The sequence below is a fragment of the Kitasatospora sp. NPDC048286 genome (genome assembly GCF_043201735.1).
Classification (GTDB): Bacteria; Actinomycetota; Actinomycetes; order Streptomycetales; family Streptomycetaceae; genus Kitasatospora.
Genome location: NZ_JBICZE010000005.1, coordinates 1 through 20,934, shown reverse-complemented (window position 1 = coordinate 20,934; position 20,934 = coordinate 1). Strand labels below are relative to the sequence as shown.

Below are 20,934 nucleotides of genomic sequence, written 5' to 3'. Positions count from 1 at the left end.
GGCAGGCCGCCCGCCCCCTGGGCTGCCGTCCTGACGGGGCGCCAGGCCACCGCGTACGTCCGAGAGGTGCGCGGCCGGTGGTCCGTGGCCGGGGCGCGAGGCCCCGGGCCGGAGGGGGAGAGGCCGAGTGAGCTCCACCGAAACGGTGCTGCCCGGAACCGGGCGGTCGGACGCGCCGCGCGTCGACACGTCCGCCGTCGACGTGCCCGCAGCCGTCCGCTGTAGACGGCTGTGCCGGATCCGGGACAGCCGCGCGCTGCCCGGCTTCGTCCTGGGCGCGCTCTGCGCGGCCTACGCCTGGGGCGCCGCCGCGGGCTGGGGATCGCACCAACTGTCCGTCTTCATGGGTGACTTCGGGCTGGCCGCGGCGGCCCTGGCGGCCACCCTGTCCTGCCTGGTGTACGGCTGCACCGTCGGTGGGCACGCCCGCCCGGCCTGGCTGCTGTTCGGCCTCTCCTCGCTCATGGTCGCCTTCGGCAACGGCACCTGGGGCTGGTACGAGCTGGTCCTGCGCTCCCCGCTGCCCGAGGACTCGCTCGCCGAGTACGCCTTCCTGCTGTTCGCCCCGCTCGCCATCACCGGCGTCCTGGTGCTCGCCCAGCACCCGCGCACGGCGGCCGGCTGGCTCTGCCTGCTGCTCGACGGCTGGCTGATCGCCGGCTCGCTGTTCACCCTCAGCTGGAGCCTGGCGCTCGGCCGGATCGCGGCCGGGGAGGACGGCTCACCGCTGCGCCTGGCCCTCAACCTGGCCTACCCCGTGCTGGACATCCTGCTGGTCAGCCTGGTCGTCGGGCTGCGCTTCCGGGGCCGGGACGGCAACCGGGCGGCGGTGCACACGGCCATGCTGGCGCTCGCCGTCACCGTCACCTGCGACGCCCTGTTCACCTCCCCGGAACTGCGCAGCAGCTACCACTCGGGCGAACTGCTGGACGCCGGCTGGTTCGCCGGAAGTCTGCTGCTGGGCTGGGCGCCGTGGTCGCCGCGCTGGCGCCGTCCGCTGCGCGACCACCCCTCGGCCGGCGGCCTGCCGCACCGCCGGGTGGCCACCACCTTCAGTGCGCTGACCCCGTACGCGGCCGCCGCGGTCTGCACCGCCGGAATCCTCTACAACGCCCTCGGCGGGCGGGAGTTGGACCGGGTGGTGGCCGCGGCGGCCTGCACCGTCGGGCTGGCGCTGATCCTGAGGCAGGGCGTGATGCTGCTCGACAACCTGTCGCTGGCCCAGGAACTCGCCCACAAGGAGGCGCACTTCCGCTCCCTGGTGCAGGGCTCCAGCGACGTCATCATGATCGCCGGCGCCAACGGCGTGCTCTCCTACGTCTCCCCGGCCGCGCTCGGCGTCTACGGGCGGGACCCGGAGGAGCTGGTCGGCGGCAACCTGCTGGACCTGGTGCACCCCGAGGACGTCGGCCGGGTGCTCTCCGAGGTCCGCCGCTACCTCGCCAGAGTCCGGCTCGCCACCCACCGCAGCCCCGGCACCGCCGTGCCCTCCGCCCGGGTCGAGTGCCGGATCAGCTCCGGCGCGGGGGAGTGGCTGCACGTCGAGTCCAGCGTCAGCAGACATCGCGACGGCCTGCTGCTCAACAGCCGGGACGTCACCGAACGCGTCATGCTCCAGGCCCAGTTGCACCACAACGCCTTCCACGACCCGCTCACCGACCTGCCCAACCGGGCGCTGTTCACCCAGCAGCTGCGGGCCGCCCTCGGCGCCCGCGGCCAGCAGGGCGAGACCGGGGCCGGGATCGCGGTGCTCTTCCTCGACCTGGACGGCTTCAAGGCGGTCAACGACACCGCCGGACACCAGGTCGGGGACGAGCTGCTGGTGCAGGCCGCCCGCCGGCTCCAGGGCGCCGTCCGCTGCGGGGACACCGTCGCCCGGTTCGGCGGCGACGAGTTCGCCGCGCTGGTCTGCGGCCCGCTCGGCCGCCTCCAGGTCCAGGAACTGGCCGAGCGGCTGCGCCTCGCGCTCTCCGAGCCGTACTGGATCGGCGGCGCCGAACTCAGCGTCGCCGCCAGCATCGGCATCGCCTTCGGCGCCCCCGAACGCGGCCCGGCGGCCGACCCCAGGGCCGCCGCCGACGAGCTGATGCGCAACGCCGACCTCGCGATGTACCGGGCCAAGTCCGAGGGCAAGGGCCGGGTGGTGCTCTACACCCCTGCCATGCGGGCCGACCTGGAGCGCCGCACCGAACTGGAGGAACGGCTGCGGCTGGCCGTCCGGGAGGGCGGCTTCACGCTGCTCCACCAGCCCGTGGTGGACCTCGGCAGCGGCGCGGTGACCGGCGTGGAGGCCCAGGCCCGCTGGCGCTCGGTCGGCGGCCTGCTGCTCACCCCGGCCGAGTTCCTGCGCTCGACCGAGCACGGCGACGCGGCGACCAGGTTCTCCCGCTGGCTGGTCCTGGAGGCGGTCAGCGCGGCCGCCGAGCGCCGCGGCCTGCCGGGCCGGGGCCGCGGACTGCCCGAGCCCGTCCCGGTGGCCGTCCGGCTGTCCGTCGAGCGGCTCTGCTCGCCCGGCCTGTACGAGACGGTGGCCGCGGCGCTGCGCGACAGCGGGCTGCCCGCCGACGAACTGGTGATCGAGGTGGCCCGGATGGGCCCGGACTCGCTCGCCGACGAGCTCGGCCGCCGGCTCACCGCCCTGCGCGGCCTCGGCGTCTCCACCTGGCTGGCCGGGTACGGCGCCGGCGGCGGCTCGCTCGGCGCCCTCGCCCGGCTGCCGCTGGACGGGCTCAAGCTCGACCGCACCCTCGTCCAGGACCTCGGCGAATCCCCGCTCAGCCGCACCCTCGCCGGGCACGCGCTGCGACTCGGCCGCGACCTCGGGATGGTCACCGCCGCCGAGGGGGTGGACCTGCCGCGCCAGGTCGCCGCGCTGCGCGAGCTGGGCTGCGGACAGGCCCAGGGCTCGGCCTTCGCCCCGCCCCTGGACGAGCCCCGGCTGCGCCGGGCGCTGGCCCGCCGCGACTACCCGCTGCCCACGTCGACGGGTCCGCTCCCGGCCCGCCGCCCGTACCCGCCGACCGTCGACGACACCCGGACGGGTGGCCGCCCGAACGGCCGGGCGGACGCCACGCCGGGACGTGGCGCACATCACCATGGCGGCTCTGACCTGCCCGAACACCGTGCCGTTACTGGTCCGTCGGGGGGTCCGCATGGCGAGACGGTCGTCCCACCTGCTTGACACGTTGCCCCGCACGGGAGGAAGGTCGTTGCCATGCGCACCCGAATTCTCGTACTTGGCGGGCGCGTCGGCTGAGTGGGCTCGTACGCCCTGCTCGTGACAGACCGACGCGCCACCCCTCGCATGCCCTTGGGCACGAGGGGTTTTTTGTTGCACTGACGCTGTTCCACCTCCGCAAGACCCCTGGCCTCGACCCCCGAGCAAGTCCGACCTGTCGGATCAAGCGGGACGATTGAGGCAGAGCCGGCGATCGACCCGGACCGGGACCCCACCCTCGCAGCACCGGGGCCCGCACACCGGGTCGGCAAAACCCGAGAAGAGACAGGCAGATGACCGAGCACGCCGCATCCCCCCGCCGCGGGGACAACCCGGCCGCCAACGCTCCCGCTCCCCAGCACGTCGTCGAGACCATGACCGGCGCCCAGTCGCTCATCCGCTCCCTGGAGGCCGTGGGCGCGGACACCGTCTTCGGTATTCCGGGCGGGGCCATCCTTCCCGCGTACGACCCCCTGATGGACTCCGTCAAGGTGCGCCACATCCTGGTCCGTCACGAGCAGGGCGCCGGTCACGCCGCCACCGGCTACGCCCAGGCCACCGGCCGGGTCGGGGTCTGCATGGCGACCTCGGGGCCGGGTGCGACCAACCTGGTCACCCCGATCGCCGACGCCTACATGGACTCGGTGCCGGTCGTCGCCATCACCGGCCAGGTCTCCTCCAAGGCGATCGGCACCGACGCCTTCCAGGAGGCGGACATCTGCGGCATCACGATGCCGATCACCAAGCACAACTACCTGGTCACCGACCCGGCCGAGATCCCCCGGGTGATCGCCGAGGCCTTCCACATCGCCGCCACCGGCCGCCCCGGCCCGGTCCTGGTCGACATCGCCAAGGACGCGCTCCAGGCGACCACCACCTTCCGCTGGCCGGTCGAGACCGCGCTGCCCGGCTACCGCCCGGTGACCAAGCCGCACGCCAAGCAGATCCGCGAGGCCGCGAAGCTGCTGGTCGGCGCCAAGCGCCCGGTGCTGTACGTCGGCGGCGGCGTGCTCAAGGCGCAGGCCACCGCCGAGCTGCGGATCCTCGCCGAGCTGACCGGCGCCCCGGTCGTCACCACCCTGATGGCGCTCGGCGCCTTCCCGGACAGCCACCCGCAGCACCTGGGCATGCCCGGCATGCACGGCTCCGTCCCCGCCGTCACCGCGCTCCAGAAGTCCGACCTGCTGTTCACCCTCGGCGCCCGCTTCGACGACCGCGTCACCGGCAAGCTGGACGGCTTCGCCCCCAACGCCAAGGTCGTCCACGCCGACATCGACCCGGCCGAGATCGGCAAGAACCGCCCGGCGGACGTGCCGATCGTCGGCGACGCCCGCGAGGTCCTCGCCGACCTGATCGTCGCCGTCCAGGCCGAGTTCGACGCCGGCCACAGGGGCGACTACACCGAATGGTGGGAGCGGCTCGACGAGTGGAAGAAGACCTACCCGCTCGGCTACGAGCCGGCCCCGAACGGGCAGCTCTCGCCGCAGCAGGTCATCGAGCGGATCGGCCGGATGGTCGGCTCCGACGCGATCTACGCCGCCGGCGTGGGCCAGCACCAGATGTGGAGTTCGCAGTTCATCCAGTTCGAGAAGCCGGGCACCTGGCTCAACTCGGGCGGCGCGGGGACGATGGGCTACGCCGTCCCCGCGGCGATGGGCGCCAAGGCCGGCCGGCCGGAGACCGCGGTCTGGGCCATCGACGGCGACGGCTGCTTCCAGATGACCAACCAGGAGCTGGTCACCTGCGCCCTGAACGACATCCCGATCAAGGTCGCGGTCATCAACAACGGCTCGCTGGGCATGGTCCGGCAGTGGCAGACGCTGTTCTACAACCAGCGCTACTCCAACACCGTGCTGCACTCCGGCCCCGGCCACGACGGCGTCGAGCCGCCGGTCCAGGGCACCCGGATCCCCGACTTCGTCCGGCTGTCCGAGGCGATGGGCTGCGTCGGCCTGCGCTGCGAGCGCCCCGAGGACCTCGACGCCGTCATCAAGCAGGCGATGGAGATCAACGACCGTCCGGTCGTCATCGACTTCATCGTCCACCAGGACGCCATGGTCTGGCCGATGGTCGCGGCCGGCACCAGCAACGACGAGATCCAGTTCGCCAGGGGCGTGCGCCCCGACTTCGGCGACGATCTCGACTGATGTCCCTGCCCGCCCGCCCGTCGCCCGCCACCACCCTTCTCGGGACCGGCTGTGCCGGACCCCTCCTGTGCGACTGAGGAACCCCATGTCCAAGCACACCCTCTCCGTCCTGGTCGAGAACAAGCCCGGCGTGCTCGCCCGCATCGCCGCACTGTTCTCCCGGCGGGGTTTCAACATCGACTCCCTCGCCGTCGGCTCGACCGAGCACCCGGACGTGTCCCGGATGACGATCGTGGTCAACGTCGAGGACCTCCCGCTGGAACAGGTCACCAAGCAGCTCAACAAGCTCGTGAACGTGATAAAGATCGTCGAACTCGACCAGTCCGCTGCGATCCAGCGGGAACTGGTCCTGGTGAAGGTCCGCGCCGACAACGAGACCCGGTCGCAGATCGTCGAGATCGTCCAGCTGTTCCGTGCCAAGACCGTCGACGTGTCGCCCGAAGCGGTGACCATCGAGGCCACCGGCAGTTCGGACAAGCTGGAGGCCATGCTCCGGATGCTGGAGCCTTACGGCATCAAGGAGTTGGTCCAGTCCGGCCTGGTCGCCATCGGCCGCGGCGCGCGCTCCATCACGGACCGCTCGCTGCGCGCCCTGGACCGCAGCGCGTAAACAGCGCGAGACCACGTCTCAAACCTCGAAGCAAAGACCCACACCCCCGCCGGTGCGCATACGGTGAACACCGCGTACCCGGCAACCACCACGCAAGGAGATGTGCCCCCGTGGCCGAGCTGTTCTACGAAGACGACGCCGACCTGTCCATCATCCAGGGCCGCAAGGTCGCGGTCATCGGCTACGGCAGCCAGGGCCACGCCCACGCGCTGTCGCTGCGCGACTCCGGCGCCGACGTCCGGGTCGGCCTGAAGCCGGAGTCCAAGTCCCGCGCCAAGGCGGAGGAGGCCGGCCTGCGCGTCGTCACCCCGGCCGAGGCGGCGGCCGAGGCCGACGTCATCATGATCCTGGTGCCGGACCCGATCCAGGCCGACGTCTACGAGGCCGACATCGCCCCGCACCTGAAGGCCGGCGACGCCCTGTTCTTCGGCCACGGCCTGAACATCCGCTTCGGCTTCATCAAGCCCCCGGCGGACGTCGACGTCTGCATGGTCGCCCCGAAGGGCCCGGGCCACCTGGTCCGCCGCCAGTACGAGGAGGGCCGCGGCGTCCCCGCGATCGTCGCGGTCGAGCAGGACGCCTCGGGCAACGCCTTCGCCCTGGCGCTGTCGTACGCCAAGGGCCTGGGCGCCACCAAGGCCGGCGTCATCAAGACCACCTTCACCGAGGAGACCGAGACCGACCTGTTCGGTGAGCAGGCCGTCCTCTGCGGTGGCACCGCCGCCCTGGTGAAGGCCGGGTTCGAGACCCTGGTCGAGGCCGGCTACCAGCCGGAGATCGCCTACTTCGAGTGCCTGCACGAGCTGAAGCTCATCGTCGACCTGATGTACGAGGGCGGCCTGGAGAAGATGCGCTGGTCGGTCTCCGAGACCGCCGAGTGGGGCGACTACGTCACCGGCCCGCGGATCATCACCGACGCCACCAAGGCCGAGATGAAGAAGGTCCTCGCCGAGATCCAGGACGGCACCTTCGCCAACACCTGGATCGCCGAGTACAAGGCGGGTCTGCCCAAGTACAACGAGTACAAGAAGGCCGACGAGGACCACCTGCTGGAGACCACCGGCAAGAAGCTGCGCTCGCTGATGAGCTGGGTCAACGAGAAGGCCTGAGCTCGTCAAGGCCCTTCCCGGCCCTGATTTTGTAACTCGCTTGTACAAGTAGGCTGCTCCCGTCCGGGTGATTTCGCCGGACGGGAGCAGCCCGCCACCCAGCCCGTCGATACACTCCGAGTGCGCGTCAGGCCCACAGCGTCGTGCGTCTACTCACGCGGCATGCCACCTTCCCCCGCCCTCCACGCCACCCACGTGCCCGGGGGAACCGGACAGTTAAGGACCCACTGTCGTGAGCACTGTGACCACTGCGAAGACCGGCGTAGTTCTGATCGCCGAAGAGCTCTCGCCCGCCACCGTCGACGCCCTCGGCCCCGACTTCGAGATCCGCCACTGCAACGGCGCCGACCGCACCGAGCTGCTCACCGCGATCGCCGACGTCGACGCGATCCTGATCCGCTCCGCCACCAAGGTCGACGCCGAGGCGCTGGCCGCGGCCCGCAAGCTCAAGGTCGTCGCCCGGGCCGGTGTCGGCCTGGACAACGTGGACGTCTCCGCCGCCACCAAGGCCGGCGTGATGGTCGTCAACGCGCCGACCTCCAACATCGTCACCGCCGCCGAGCTCGCCTGCGGCCTGCTGATCTCCGTCGCCCGCAACATCGCGCCGGCCAACGCCGCGCTCAAGCAGGGCGAGTGGAAGCGCAACAAGTACACCGGCGTCGAGCTGAGCGAGAAGACCCTCGGCGTCGTCGGCCTCGGCCGGATCGGCGTCCTGGTCGCCCAGCGGATGTCCGCGTTCGGGATGAAGATCGTCGCGTACGACCCCTACATCCAGGCCGCCCGCGCCGCGCAGATGGGCGTCAAGCTGGTCTCGCTGGAGGAGCTGCTGGAGGTCTCGGACTTCATCACCGTCCACCTCCCCAAGACCCCGGAGACCATCGGCCTGATCGGCGACGACGCGCTGCACAAGGTCAAGCCGACCGTCCGCATCGTGAACGCCGCCCGCGGCGGCATCGTGGACGAGGAGGCGCTGGCGAACGCGCTGCGCGACGGCCGGGTGGCCGGCGCCGGTCTGGACGTGTACGCCAAGGAGCCGTGCACCGACTCCCCGCTGTTCGCCTTCGACAACGTGGTCGCCACCCCGCACCTGGGCGCCTCCACCGACGAGGCGCAGGAGAAGGCCGGCATCGCCGTCGCCCGGTCGGTGCGCCTCGCGCTGGCCGGCGAGCTGGTGCCGGACGCGGTGAACGTCCAGGGCGGCGTGATCGCCGAGGACGTCCGCCCGGGCCTGCCGCTGGCCGAGAAGCTCGGCCGGATCTTCACCGCGCTGGCCGGCGAGGTGGCCGTGCGCCTCGACGTCGAGGTCCGCGGCGAGATCACCCAGCACGACGTCAAGGTGCTCGAACTGTCCGCGCTGAAGGGCGTGTTCGAGGACGTGGTGGCGGAGACGGTGTCCTACGTCAACGCCCCGCTGTTCGCCCAGGAGCGCGGTGTCGAGGTCCGCCTGACCACCTCCAGCGAGAGCCCCGAGCACCGCAACGTGATCACCGTCCGCGGCACGCTCGCGGGCGGCGAGGAGATCGCCATCTCCGGCACGCTGGCCGGCCCCAAGCAGACCCAGAAGATCGTCGGCGTGGACGCCTTCGACGTGGACGTGGCGCTCACCGACCACATGGCCTTCTTCAAGTACGAGGACCGCCCCGGCGTGGTCGGCGTGCTCGGCCGCCACCTCGGCGACGCGGGCATCAACATCGCCGGCATGCAGGTCGCCCGCGACGGCGGCAGCGCGCTGGCCTCCATCACCGTGGACACCGAGATCCCGCAGGAGGTGCTGTCGGCCATCGCCGCCGAGATCGGCGCCCGCTTCGCGCGCTCGGTCGACCTGGGCTGATCCACCGGCTCCGGCGGGGCCCGGACCACCGTTCGAACGGTGGTCCGGGCCCCGCTGCGTTCTCCCGGGTGACACCCGTCTCAGATAGTAGGAAATCCAAGTATTCGTGCAGACACGGCCGGGGCGCGGCCTTACCGTGGAAGGGCCATACGGTGTGCCGCCCCTGTAGCCAGGGCCTGCGGCCCGTGTAGGCGTGCGCCTTCACGAGCAGGCGACCCCTGCTCCCGCGCTCCCTTCCCCTCTTCGCGCCCGCCTCCCGCGGCGCCGCTTCCAAGGAGCCCGGTATGTCGCCGACCGCCGACCGTCACGCCACGTCCGCCCCCGCCGCCACCCCCGTCCGCGCCCCGCGCCGCCGGCGGGCCGCCGAGCGGAACCCCTTCGCGGCGGCCGCGCTGCAGCGCTCGCTGGACCGCCGGGACAACGGCGGCGTGACCGGCCACCACTGAGGTCCGGCGGAGCGGCCGGCGGTGGCGTTCATCCGCGGAATGGGCCGTACGGGTCGTCGGAATGTCACCCAGTAGAGTGCAACCCCGGTCCGTCCGAGGGAAGTTGCTCGTCCCCGGCGGCGCGATCATCCTAATTTGGGGCCCTCGGAGGGGTGATCGACGTTCGCGTGGGCGGGCGTCAGCGACACGGAGTGCGGATCAGTCCCCCTGCCGGGGGAGAGGGCCCAGTGCGTCTGCCATCCGTCCGCCGACCCGCCGCCCGGATCGGCCTCACCCTGGCCCTGCTGGCCGGAAGCGCCGTCCTCGCCGCCACCCCGGCGGCGGGCGGTCCACCGACCGCGGGGCCACCTTCCGCCGGACCGCCGTCCGCCGGACCGCCGGGGCCGGGCCGAACGGCCTCCGTGCTGCTCGAACTCACCACCGAGGCGGCCGGCCCCGCCTGGCGGCGCGCCGCCGACGGCGCCCGGCGGGCCCAGCGCTCCCCGGAGGCCGTCCGCCGGGAGGCCGCGCGGGCCGGCGCGGACCAGCGCTCCCGGGCCGGGGACGCGCTCGACCGGCTGGCCGGCGCCGTCCACCGGGCGGCACCCGCCACCCGCGAGCTCTACCGCACCCGCACCGTGCTGACCGGACTCGCCGTCAGCGCGCCCGCCGCCCGGCTGCCCGCGCTGCGGGCGCTGCCGGGCGTCCGCGCCGTCCACCCGATCGTCGTCAAGCGGCGCGACAACGCCCACTCCGTCCCGCTGACCGGCGCCCCGCAGGTCTGGGCCGGCGACCGGGTGGCCGGCACCGGGCAGGGCATGCGGATCGGGATCGTCGACAGCGGCATCGACTACACCCACGCCGACTTCGGCGGCCCCGGCACCGAGGAGGCCTTCCGCTCGGTGGAGCGCGGCAAGCCCGCGCCGCCCGCGCTGTTCCCCAACGCCAAGGTCGTCGGCGGCAGGGACCTGGTCGGCGACGACTACGACCCCGACCCGGCCTCCCCGCACCACCAGCCGGTGCCGCACCCCGGCGACAACCCGATCGACTGCGTGCGCAACGGGCACGGCACCCACGTGGCCGGCACCGCCGCCGGGTACGGCGTCACCGCCGACGGCCGCCCGTACACCGGTCCGTACGGGCCCGGACTCGACCCGGCCGGCTTCCGGATCGGCCCCGGCGCCGCCCCCGGCGCACAGCTGTACGCGATCCGGGTGTTCGGCTGCGACGGCTCCACCGACCGGGTCACCGAGGCGCTCGACCTGGCCGCCGACCCGAACGGGGACGGCGACCTGAGCGACCGGCTGGACGTCGTCAACCTCTCGCTCGGCAGCCACTTCGGCAGCACCGACGACACCGACGCCCTGGCCGTCGACCGGCTCGCCGAACTGGGCACCGTCGTGGTCGCGGCGGCCGGCAACGACGGCGACGTGTACGGCATCGGCGGCAGCCCCGGCACCGCCGCCCGGGCGATCACCGTCGCCGCCTCGGTGCACGGCCACGCCGACGTGGACGGTGTCACCGTGCTTGCCCCCGCCGCCCGGGCCGGGGTCGTCCCGGCGCACTGGAGCGAGCGCTACCGGGGCTGGTCCACCGCCGACGTCAGCGGTGAACTCGCCCTGCCCGTCGACCAGTCGGACGGCTGCGCGGACTTCGGCGAGGCCGACCGGCAGCGACTGAAGGGGAAGATCGCGCTGCTCACCTGGCGTACCCGCGAAGCCGACCGGGCCTGCAACTCCGGCCCGCGCGCCGACCACGCCGCCGACGCGGGCGCGATCGGGGCGCTGTACGCCGCCGACTCCGACCACCTCGCCGAGATCTCCGGCAACGACCGGATCCCGGCCGCGCTGCTGGCCCGCGCCGACGGCGAACGGCTGCGCCAGGCCGCGGCCGCCGGGCCGGTGCGGATCCGGCTCGCCGCGCCCGGCAACACCCTGCACGCCTCCGTCGCCCAGGACCAGCCGGAGCGGGTCGACACCCTGACCGACTTCACCTCGCGCGGCATCGGCGTCCCGGGCGTGGTCAAGCCCGACCTGGCGGCCCCCGGCGAGAGCATCCGGTCCGCCCTGGTCGGCAGCGGCACCGGCGGCCAGCGCGAGAGCGGCACCTCGATGGCCACCCCGCACGTGGCCGGGCTCGCCGCCCTGGTCCGTGCCGCGCACCCGGACTGGCCGGTCGAGCAGGTCAAGGCCGCGCTGATGAACACCACCGTGGACACCTTCCTCGGCGACGACCGCAGCGGGCCGGCCTACGGGCCCGAGCGCACCGGGGCCGGGCGGGTCCGGGTGGACGGGGCGGTCCGCACCCCCGCCGTCGCCTACGCGGCGGGGGAGGGTGCCGTGGCGGGCGCCGTCGGGGTCTCCTTCGGGCCGGTCGAGGTGGCCGGGCCGACGGCGCGGACCCGGGAGATCGAGGTGCGCAACACCTCCGGCGGGCCGCTCGCCTACCGCACCTCGTACGCGGCGGCCACCCGACTGCCCGGCGCCTCCTACCAGGTGACGCCGGCCCGGGTGGACGTCCCGGCGGGCGGCACCGCGCGGGTGCGGGTGACGCTGTCCGTGCCCGGGGAGCTGGGGCGCGCGCCCGACCCGACCATCGACACCGTGCAGGGCGACCACGCCCGCAGCTACCGGGGCGAGCTCTCCGGGCGGGTGCTGCTCACCCCGGTCGGGGACGGCACGCTGCCGCAGCTGCGGATCCCGGTGCTGGCCGCCCCGCGCCCGACCGGCGACCTCGCGGCGACGGCCGCCGTGCGCACCGCTGCGAGCGGCGCCACCCTGGTCGCCCTCGGCGGCCGCGCCGCGCCCGGCGAACAGCCGGGGCTGGTCAGCGCCTTCGCGCTCGGCGGCGAGGGGGCCCGCTGGCCGGACTGCCCGCCCGGCGGCAGCGACGCGGCCGTCGCGCCGGGCGCGGGCGTGCGGCCCGAACTCGCCGGGGCGCAGGCGGACCCGGCGGACGAGATCTGCGTCGAGCACCCCGGTGAGCGCTCCGCCGACCTGCGTGCGGCCGGTGCCGCCGTCGACGACCGACTGCTGTACGTGGGAGCGTGGTTGTGGGCGCCCGCGGCCACCCCGGTGGGGCTGTACGGGGTGCGGGTGGCGCTGGACACCGACGGGGACGGCAGCACCGACGTCGTTCTCAAGGCCGACCGGCTGTCCGGCAGCGACGTCCTGGTCTCCCGCGCGCTGGACGCCCGCACCGGGGCCGAGCTGGACGTCCAGCCGCTCAACGCCCACTGGGGCGACACCGACACCGGGCTGCTGGACAGCGACGTACTGGTGCTGCCCGTCCGGCTGAGCGCCCTGCCCGGCGTCGCGCCCGGGCACAGCACCGTCCGCTACGGCGTGTGGACCGGCTACACCGGGGGCGGCACGCCGGACGTCGCCGAGGCCTTCTCGGCCATCGGGCTGAACGGCACCACCCCGTCCGTCCCGCTGGACGTCCTGCGGCCGGCGCTCACCGCGCGGGCCGGCCTCGACGGTCCGGCCGCGGTGGCGGCCCCGACGGGCCCCGGCACCGTCCTCGACGTGCGGCGGGCGCCGGGCGACGCCTCGCGGCTCCTGCTGCTGTACCACCGGAACCCGGCCGAGCGGCGGGCCCAGGTGGTCGACCTGCCCTGACCCCCGGGCGGAAGGGGCGGCCCACCGGGACTCCGGCGGGCCGCCCCGTCAGGTACGAACGTCCAGGCCGTCGGAGCTTCGGGCCGCCCGGCGGCGGTCGCCGCGCGGGAGGCGGGTCGGGCGGCGGGAGAGCCGGGCGAAGACGGCCACCAGGGCCAGGACGGCGGCGGTGGCGGAGGTGACGGTGAGGCCCTCGGTGAGGCCGGGCGGGCGGAACGCGCAGGCCACCCGGGAGGCGCCCCCGCCCAGCGGGACACCGATCATGCCGAGCACCGGGACGGGGGCCGCGTACCGGCCGCCGTCCACCGCGCAGGTCCAGCCGTCGGTGGCCGGCACGGAGAGCAGCGCGGTGCCGGTGGACCCGGCCGGGAGCGTCGCCGTCAGGGTGTGCCCGCCGGCCTCCACCCGGGTGGCGCCGGTCGCGGTGAGCCGGGCGACGGCGGCCTCCAGGGCACCGGCCCGCAGACAGCCGACCGGGCGGGCGGGGACCTGGCTCACCACGTCCGACCGCAGCGTCACCCGGACCACCCCGTCCGCCGGGACGGTCCCCAGCCGGTGGATCGGCACGGCGGTGGTGGGCTGCTCGCCGTCGCTGCGGTAGTCGGTGCCGAGGCCGCTGACCGTGCCCCGGTACCAGAGCCCGTGGAAGTAGGCCGTCCCGCCCGGCGTGCAGGCGGCCGTGAACACCGTGCCCTCCGCGCCGCCCGGCACCGACCAGCCGCTGGTGCCGTGCAGCGTGGGCGCCGCCCCGCCCGCCGGGACCGGCAGCGGGGCGTCGTACACCTGGCTGCCCAGCAGCGACTCCTGCCGGGCCCAGACCGAGGAGGTCTCCGTCCGGGCGCCCGGGGGCAGCACGGTGACCAGCGGCGGTGCGGCCGCCGCCCGGACGGGGGCGAAGCCGTACGGCGGCGGTCCGTCGTCGAGGTGGGTGCGGACGCCGAACAGCGCCTGCCCGACCGGGTCGGTGACGCTCGCGGTCTGCCGCCCGCCGGCCGTCCAGCCCGCGCCGAGGTCGTGCAGCAGCAGGGCGGTGACGGTCGGCAGGTAGCCGCTGAAGTAGCCGCCGCCCTGCCCGTTCAGCAGCAGCGGGTCGTTCGGGGTGAACGCGTGCGGGCCCGGGTCGCTGCGGCCGTGCGGCCAGTCGGCGGCCGCGCGCAGCGCCGCGTGCCCGGCCCGGACGGCCGCCGGGGAGACGCCGGCGGAGGGGGCCGCGCCCAGCGCCGCGTACCCGGACCAGACGGCGTTGCCCAGCACCGCGCCGCCGACCACCCAGGTGGCGAGGGCGTTCGCCCGCCGGTCGGCGTGCCGGCGGTCCAGCAGCCACAGCGCCGCCGACAGGACGGCGCCGCCGACGGCCAGCAGCACCCAGGTGGCCGGGCGAACCGAGTGCCGGCCCGCCGCCAGGCCGGCGATCACCGCGACCACGGCGGCGCCGCCCAGCACGGTCAGCCGGTCCGGGCGGTGCGCCAGCGAGACCCAGCCGGCCAGCACCAGCAGCCCGCTGAGCACGAAGGCCACCCGGTACGGCCCGCCGGCCGGGATCGCCAGGCCGTGCCAGACCAGCACGGTCGGGGTCCAGAGGAAGCCGGCCACCACCAGCAGCAGCGCCGCGCACCACAGGGCGCGCTCCCGCGGCCGTACCCGCCGGTTGAACGGCAACCCGCAGACCACCAGCAGACCGAAGACGCCGATCGCCACATCCGGCAACTGCGGCCCGCCGTGGGTGGCGGGCAGCAGCCGGGCGAGGTGGCCGCCGACGCCGGACGGGCCGAGCGGCTGGACCTGGGACTCCGGCTGGGCCCGGCGGGCGGCCAGGACCGCGACGAACAGCACGGGGGAGGCGAGCAGCACCCCGGCGGCGGCCATGGTGACGGCCCGGCCGGTGGCCCGGACCCGCCGGCGCAGCGGGAGCGGGGCGACGAACAGCCGGACGGCGAACAGGAGTCCGGCCGCCAGGGTGGCCAGCGCGGCGGTGTACAGGTTGCCGGCCCAGGCGAGCGCGACGCACAGCGTGCCGGCCACCCAGTGCCGCTCGCGCAGGCACCAGTCGGCGGCCAGGCCGAGCAGGGGCAGCGAGACCAGGCCCCAGAGCCACATCGGGGCGGCCCCGCCGACGTCCAGCACCCAGGCACACAGCCCGTACCCGACGGCGGCGAGCGCCCGCAGCCGGCGCGGGCCGGGGTGGAGGCGGCCGAGCAGCCGGGTCATCAGGGCGGTGCCGAGGCCGATGGTGGCCAGGGTGACCAGCAGGACGGCGAGCCGGCCCTGGTCGCGGGGGAGGAGCGCGGCGGGCCAGGAGAAGGGGTTCATCAGGTAGGCGAAGAAGTCCGCCAGGAACGGGGTGCCGTAGCCGCTGTTCCAGTCGAGCAGCAGGTCCCCGGCGGCCTGTCCGTGCAGCAGGTCCCACAGGTGGGCGTGGTACGGCACGGCCACCGCATCGGCCCCGGCCGGCCACCGCCCGCGCAGCGCCGCCGCCAGCCCGTACCCGCCCGCCGCCAGCCCCGCGGCACCCCCGCAGACCAGCACCTCCCGCCGCCGCTCGCTCGTCCGCATCCCGCCACCCTAAGCAGGCCACCAGCGCCCTCCACGTCACGCGCGCTCGCTCGAAAGGGTGAAGAGATGGCGAGGGCGTGGTCGGGCCTGCGACTGTGTTCCCATGGCAACGGGTAGCGACCTGCCGACACCGGAGTGGTCGAGGCCACCGGCCCGCGGCTACACCGCCGACGATCTGGACCGGCTGCCGGACCTCCCGCCTCACACGGAGTTGCTGCTTGGAAGCCTGGTGTTCTCCGTTCGGCAGTCGGCGTTTCACTCCAAGACGGTCAGCTGGCTGGATCGGCAACTGGTGGATCAGGTACCGGAGGGGTGGGAGGTCTGGCGACAAATGGGGCTGAAGATCGACTCCCGCAATCGGCCGGAGCCCGATCTCATGGTGGTCGATTCCCGTGCGGACACCGGGCCTGAGCAGACGTTCTGGCTCCCGCAGGACGTGGTGCTCGTTGTCGAGGTGACCGAGGAGGGCGAGGCGGAGTGGGATCGCGAGGTCAAGCCGCGGAAGTACGCTGCTGCTGAGATCCGGTACTTCTGGCGTGTCGAGTACGTGCAGGGACGGCCGATTGCCCACATCCACGAACTGTCCACGGCCTCGGCTGAGTACGTGTTGAGTGGAACCTTCCGTGAGCGGTTGACAGTTCGACGCCCGTTTCCACTGGCAATCGCCTTCGACCGTCCGCATGGTGGACGTGAGGTGTCAGTACCTGGGACGGCGGAGTAGGGTCCGAGCATGTCTCGCACCATTCGTCTCGCAGTAGTCCCCGGTGACGGCATCGGCCAGGAAGTGGTGGCCGAAGGCCTCAAGGTCCTGGGTGCCGCGCTTCCCGCCGACGTGAAGCTGGAGACCACCGAGTACGACCTCGGGGCCCGGCGCTACCACCGGACCGGGGAGACGCTGCCGGACGGCGTGCTGGCGGAGCTGAAGTCGCACGACGCGATCCTGCTGGGCGCCATCGGCGACCCGAGCGTGCCGTCGGGCGTGCTGGAGCGGGGGCTGCTGCTCAAGCTGCGGTTCGCCTTCGACCACCACATCAACCTGCGTCCGGGCCGGCTCTTCCCCGGGGTGAAGGGTCCGCTGGCCGGTCAGCCGGAGATCGACTTCGTGGTCGTCCGCGAGGGCACCGAGGGCCCGTACGTCGGCAACGGCGGCACGCTGCGCACCGGGACGCCGCAGGAGGTGGCCACCGAGGTCAGCCTGAACACCGCGTACGGCATCGAGCGCGTGGTGCGCGACGCCTACCGCCGGGCGCAGGCGCGGCCGCGCAAGAAGCTCACCCTGGTGCACAAGAACAACGTGCTGGTGCACGCCGGGCACCTGTGGACGCGGATCTTCGCCGAGGTCGGCCAGGAGTTCCCCGAGGTCACCACCGACTACCTGCACGTCGACGCGGCGACCATCTTCTTCGTCACCCAGCCGGAGCGGTTCGACGTCATCGTCACCGACAACCTCTTCGGCGACATCCTGACCGACCTGGCCGCCGCCGTCACGGGCGGGATCGGCCTGGCCGCGAGCGGCAACATCAACCCGAGCGGCGAGTTCCCGTCCATGTTCGAGCCGGTGCACGGCTCGGCGCCGGACATCGCCGGCCAGGGCAAGGCCGACCCGACCGCCACGGTGCTGTCGGTCGCGATGCTGCTGGAGCACCTCGGCTTCGCCGCCGAGGCCGCCACGGTCGAGGCCGCCGTCGCGGCGGACCTGGCCGAGCGCTCCGGCACCCGCAGCACCTCCCAGGTCGGCGACGCGCTCGCCGCCCGAGTATCCGGCTAGCGGGCCGGATCCGAGAACGAGGTTCCGGCCAGCGGGCCGGATCCCGAAGCGGAACTCCGGCCTGCGGGCCGGACCGCGCATAACCGCAGCCTGCGGCCCCGGAAATGGGGCGGACAGCTGTTCGGCACGGCCCTCTGGATGCGAGTATCGACAGTGGGCCGTGCCGTTGTGCGTCCATTCCGGTGAATTTCGCCGAAACGTATCCGCGGCGGTGGCGGCCCTTACCAACCCACGGTGAAGGAAACAGCCATGAGCACGGCCACCCAGGCGCCCATCACGTTCGACCTCAAGCCCTCCGCCCACCCGCTGCCGGCAGCGGAGCGCGAGGCCCGGCTGACCAACCCCGGCTTCGGCCGGGTCTTCACCGACCACATGGTCACCATCCGGTGGACCGAGGGCGTGGGCTGGCACGACGCCCAGCTGGCCCCGTACGCGCCGCTGGAGATCGACCCGGCGAACATGACCCTGCACTACGGTCAGGCGATCTTCGAGGGCCTGAAGGCCTACCGCCAGGCCGACGGTTCCATCGCCACCTTCCGCCCGGAGGCCAACGCCGCCCGCTTCCAGGCCTCGGCCCGCCGCCTGGCGATGCCGGAGCTGCCGGTGGAGACCTTCGTCGAGGCCGTCGAGCTGCTGGTCCGCCAGGAGCAGGACTGGGTGCCGAACGAGCCGGAGCAGAGCCTCTACCTGCGCCCGTTCATGTTCGCCACCGAGGTCGGCCTGGGCGTCCGCCCGGCCAACTCCTACCTCTTCATGATCATCGCCTCGCCGGCCGGCGCCTACTTCCAGGGCGGCATCAAGCCGGTCTCGGTCTGGCTGTCCAAGGAGTACGTCCGGGCCGCCCCCGGCGGCACCGGCGCCGCCAAGTGCGCGGGCAACTACGCCGCCTCGCTGGTCGCCCAGGCCCAGGCCGCCGAGAAGGGCTGCGACCAGGTGGTCTGGCTCGACGCCGCCGAGCACCGGTGGGTCGAGGAGATGGGCGGCATGAACCTGTACTTCGTCTTCGGCGAGGGCAGGGACGCGAAGATCGTCACCCCGGAGCTGTCCGGCGCCCTGCTGCCCGGCATCACCCGCGACTCGCTGCTGCAGCTGGCCGCCGACCTCGGCTACGCGGTCGAGGAGCGCCGGATCTCCACCGACGAGTGGCAGCAGGCCAACGCCGACGGCACCCTCACCGAGGTCTTCGCCTGCGGCACCGCCGCCGTCATCACCCCGGTCGGCTCGGTGAAGTCCGCCGCCGCCGACTGGACCGTCGGCGCCGGCGAGCCGGGCCCGGTCACCATGGAGCTGCGCAAGGCGCTGCTGTCGATCCAGGGCGGCCAGACCCCGGACACCCACCAGTGGCTGCACAAGATCGTCTGATCACGCACACCCCGCCGGTCCGCCCGCCCGGCCCGTCCGGCCCGCCCGTTTCGCATCGCGAGACGGGTGGGCCGGATCCCGGGCAGCTGTGCCAGACTGCGAGCGTGTCCTCGCTTTCGCTGATTATTAGCAGCAGGCGCGCCGGTCCGCAGTGACCGCTTCCCGCACGACCCGATGCGGAGCGACCACTAGCGTCCAGACCCGCGCGCAGACCTCTCGCACCCGCGAGGGGTCTTTTTGTTTCTCCCGGACCGGCCGACGGCCCCCACAAGGGGCCCGGGGACACCGGGACCGCGCGCGGGATCATGGACAGTGGAGCCGGGACGGAAAAGTCCGGCAGAGCAGTACCCAACCTCCCCGAAACGGAGAACCAGGGGTCATGACCGAGGTCACCCGTACCGATGACAGTTTCCACGTGTTCGACACCACGCTGCGCGACGGAGCGCAGCGGGAGGGCATCAACCTGACGGTGGCGGACAAGCTGGCCATCGCCCGGTACCTGGACGAGTTCGGGGTCGGCTTCATCGAGGGCGGCTGGCCCGGAGCCAACCCGCGCGACACCGAGTTCTTCGCCCGCGCCGCCGCCGAACTGGAGCTGGAGCACGCCCGGCTGGTCGCCTTCGGCGCCACCCGCCGGGCCGGCGGCAAGGCCGCGGAGGACCCGCAGCTGGCCGCGCTGGTCACCTCCGGCGCCCCGGTGATCACCCTGGTCGCCAAGGCGCACGACCGGCACGTGGAGCTCGCGCTGCGCACCACCCTGGACGAGAACCTGGAGATGGTCCGGGACAGCGTCGAGTTCCTGCGCTCCCAGGACCGGCGGGTGTTCATCGACTGCGAGCACTTCTTCGACGGCTACAAGGCCAACCCCGAGTACGCCGTGTCGGTGGTCCGCACCGCGCACGAGGCCGGCGCGGACGTGGTGGTGCTCTGCGACACCAACGGCGGGATGCTGCCCGGCGGGGTCCGGGAGATCGTCGCCGACGTGCTCGCCAGGACGGGCGCCCGGCTCGGCATCCACGCCCAGGACGACACCGGCTGCGCGGTGGCCAACACCCTGGCCGCGGTGGACGCCGGAGCGACCCACGTCCAGTGCACCGCCAACGGCTACGGCGAGCGGGTCGGCAACGCCAACCTGTTCCCGGTGGTCGGCGCGCTGGAGATCAAGTACGACCGCCGGGTGCTGCCCGCGGGCCGGCTGGCCGAGATGACCCGGATCTCGCACGCGATCGCCGAGCTGGTCAACCTGACCCCCTCCACCCACCAGCCGTACGTCGGCTACTCGGCCTTCGCCCACAAGGCGGGCCTGCACGCCTCCGCGATCAAGGTCGACCCGGACCTGTACCAGCACATCGACCCCGAGCGGGTCGGCAACGCCATGCGGATGCTGGTCTCCGACATGGCCGGCCGGGCCTCCGTCGAGCTCAAGGGCAAGGAGCTCGGCTACGACCTCTCCAGCGACCGGGACCTGGCCGGCCGGGTGGTGGCCAAGGTCAAGGAGCAGGAGAACCTCGGCTACACCTATGAGTCCGCCGACGCCTCCTTCGAGCTGCTGCTGCGCGACGAGGTGCGCGGCAGCCGGGACCGCTTCTACACCCTGGAGTCCTGGCGGACCATCAGCGAGCAGGGTCCGAACGGCTTCACCGGCAACGAGGCCACCGTCAAGCTGTGGGCCAAGGGCGAGCGCCGGATCGCCACCGGCGAGGGCAACGGCCCGGTCAACGCGCTGGACCAGGCGCTGCGCACGGCCCTGGAGGGCATCTACCCGCCGCTGGCCACCTTCGAGCTGGTGGACTACAAGGTCCGCATCCTGGAGGGCCAGCACGGCACCGGCTCCAAGACCCGGGTGCTGATCGAGTCCACCGACGGCGCCGCCACCTGGTCGACGGTGGGCGTGGCCGACAACGTGGTCGCCGCCTCCTGGCTGGCGCTGGAGGACGCGTACACCTACGGCCTCATCCGGGCCGGCCTGGAGCCCACCGAATAGCCGGCCCGAACACACCCGTGGCCCGCGGGACTTCGCAGGAAGTCCCGCGGGCCGCCGGCATGTCCGAGCACCGCCGGTTCAGCGGAGTCGGGCGAGGAGGGCGTGTTCGACGAGGGTGATGAGGGCGCTCTTGGCGCTGTCGCGGCGGCGGGCGTCGAGGGTGATGACGGGGGTGTCGGCGCCGAGTTGGAGGGCTTCGCGGACTTCGTCGGCGGTGTGGGGCTGGTGTCCGTCGAAGCCGTTGAGGGCGACGACGAAGGGCAGTCCGCTGTTCTCGAAGTAGTCGAGGGCGGGGAAGCAGTCGGCGA

Annotated in this window: 12 protein-coding genes and 1 pseudogene; 11 read left to right on the top strand and 2 right to left on the bottom strand. The window is 73.6% G+C overall.

What is annotated here, in order from left to right; all coding sequences use genetic code 11:
- Nucleotides 1–229: 229 nt before the first annotated feature.
- The 7 genes from ACGF13_RS12735 to ACGF13_RS12705 all read left to right on the top strand — a co-directional run bounded on the left by ACGF13_RS12735 (nucleotide 230) and on the right by ACGF13_RS12705 (nucleotide 12,959).
- Nucleotides 230–3,181 carry a putative bifunctional diguanylate cyclase/phosphodiesterase gene (locus tag ACGF13_RS12735; RefSeq protein ID WP_392874192.1) on the top strand — a complete coding sequence of 984 codons (2,952 nt, stop codon included), beginning with the start codon at nucleotides 230–232 and terminating at the stop codon, nucleotides 3,179–3,181.
- A 329-nt stretch (nucleotides 3,182–3,510) separates the two neighbouring features.
- Nucleotides 3,511–5,364: an acetolactate synthase large subunit gene (locus ACGF13_RS12730; RefSeq protein ID WP_392872836.1), complete on the top strand. Its 1,854-nt coding sequence runs from the start codon at nucleotides 3,511–3,513 to the stop codon at nucleotides 5,362–5,364.
- Between the two features lie 85 nt (nucleotides 5,365–5,449).
- Nucleotides 5,450–5,974, top strand: coding sequence for an acetolactate synthase small subunit (gene ilvN / locus ACGF13_RS12725; protein ID WP_049657946.1), 525 nt, complete (start codon nucleotides 5,450–5,452; stop codon nucleotides 5,972–5,974).
- Between the two features lie 110 nt (nucleotides 5,975–6,084).
- Nucleotides 6,085–7,083, top strand: a complete 999-nt coding sequence (gene ilvC / locus ACGF13_RS12720) for a ketol-acid reductoisomerase (RefSeq protein WP_097236149.1) — start codon at nucleotides 6,085–6,087, stop codon at nucleotides 7,081–7,083.
- Between the two features lie 241 nt (nucleotides 7,084–7,324).
- Nucleotides 7,325–8,914 carry a phosphoglycerate dehydrogenase gene (gene serA, locus ACGF13_RS12715; protein WP_392874189.1) on the top strand — a complete coding sequence of 530 codons (1,590 nt, stop codon included), beginning with the start codon at nucleotides 7,325–7,327 and terminating at the stop codon, nucleotides 8,912–8,914.
- Between the two features lie 284 nt (nucleotides 8,915–9,198).
- Nucleotides 9,199–9,360, top strand: a complete 162-nt coding sequence (locus tag ACGF13_RS12710) for a hypothetical protein (protein WP_363382932.1) — start codon at nucleotides 9,199–9,201, stop codon at nucleotides 9,358–9,360.
- Nucleotides 9,361–9,587: 227 nt separating this feature from the next.
- Nucleotides 9,588–12,959 (top strand): S8 family serine peptidase, encoded by a 3,372-nt coding sequence (locus tag ACGF13_RS12705; RefSeq protein WP_392872832.1) that lies wholly within the window; start codon nucleotides 9,588–9,590, stop codon nucleotides 12,957–12,959.
- 48 nt (nucleotides 12,960–13,007) lie between these two features.
- Here ACGF13_RS12705 and ACGF13_RS12700 read toward each other — a convergent pair whose 3' ends face one another.
- The gene (locus tag ACGF13_RS12700; protein WP_392872829.1) at nucleotides 13,008–15,512 is read right to left on the bottom strand and encodes a YfhO family protein; all 2,505 of its coding nucleotides are present in this window, start codon (nucleotides 15,510–15,512) and stop codon (nucleotides 13,008–13,010) included.
- A gap of 103 nt (nucleotides 15,513–15,615) precedes the next feature.
- Between ACGF13_RS12700 and ACGF13_RS12695 the strand changes: the two genes are divergently transcribed.
- From ACGF13_RS12695 to cimA, 4 genes are all read left to right on the top strand, one after another.
- The gene (locus tag ACGF13_RS12695) at nucleotides 15,616–16,233 is read left to right on the top strand and encodes a Uma2 family endonuclease (RefSeq protein WP_392872826.1); all 618 of its coding nucleotides are present in this window, start codon (nucleotides 15,616–15,618) and stop codon (nucleotides 16,231–16,233) included.
- A 9-nt stretch (nucleotides 16,234–16,242) separates the two neighbouring features.
- Nucleotides 16,243–17,280, top strand: a complete 1,038-nt coding sequence (locus tag ACGF13_RS12690) for a 3-isopropylmalate dehydrogenase (RefSeq protein ID WP_392872823.1) — start codon at nucleotides 16,243–16,245, stop codon at nucleotides 17,278–17,280.
- 249 nt (nucleotides 17,281–17,529) lie between these two features.
- Nucleotides 17,530–18,642 carry a branched-chain amino acid aminotransferase gene (locus tag ACGF13_RS12685; protein WP_392872820.1) on the top strand — a complete coding sequence of 371 codons (1,113 nt, stop codon included), beginning with the start codon at nucleotides 17,530–17,532 and terminating at the stop codon, nucleotides 18,640–18,642.
- Nucleotides 18,643–19,021: 379 nt separating this feature from the next.
- Entirely contained in the window at nucleotides 19,022–20,626 is a 1,605-nt protein-coding gene (gene cimA / locus ACGF13_RS12680; protein WP_392872817.1) for a citramalate synthase, read from the top strand.
- Between the two features lie 78 nt (nucleotides 20,627–20,704).
- Here the strand turns inward: cimA and ACGF13_RS12675 are convergent.
- A pseudogene (locus ACGF13_RS12675) lies at nucleotides 20,705–20,934 on the bottom strand (ATP-binding protein); the annotation flags it as partial.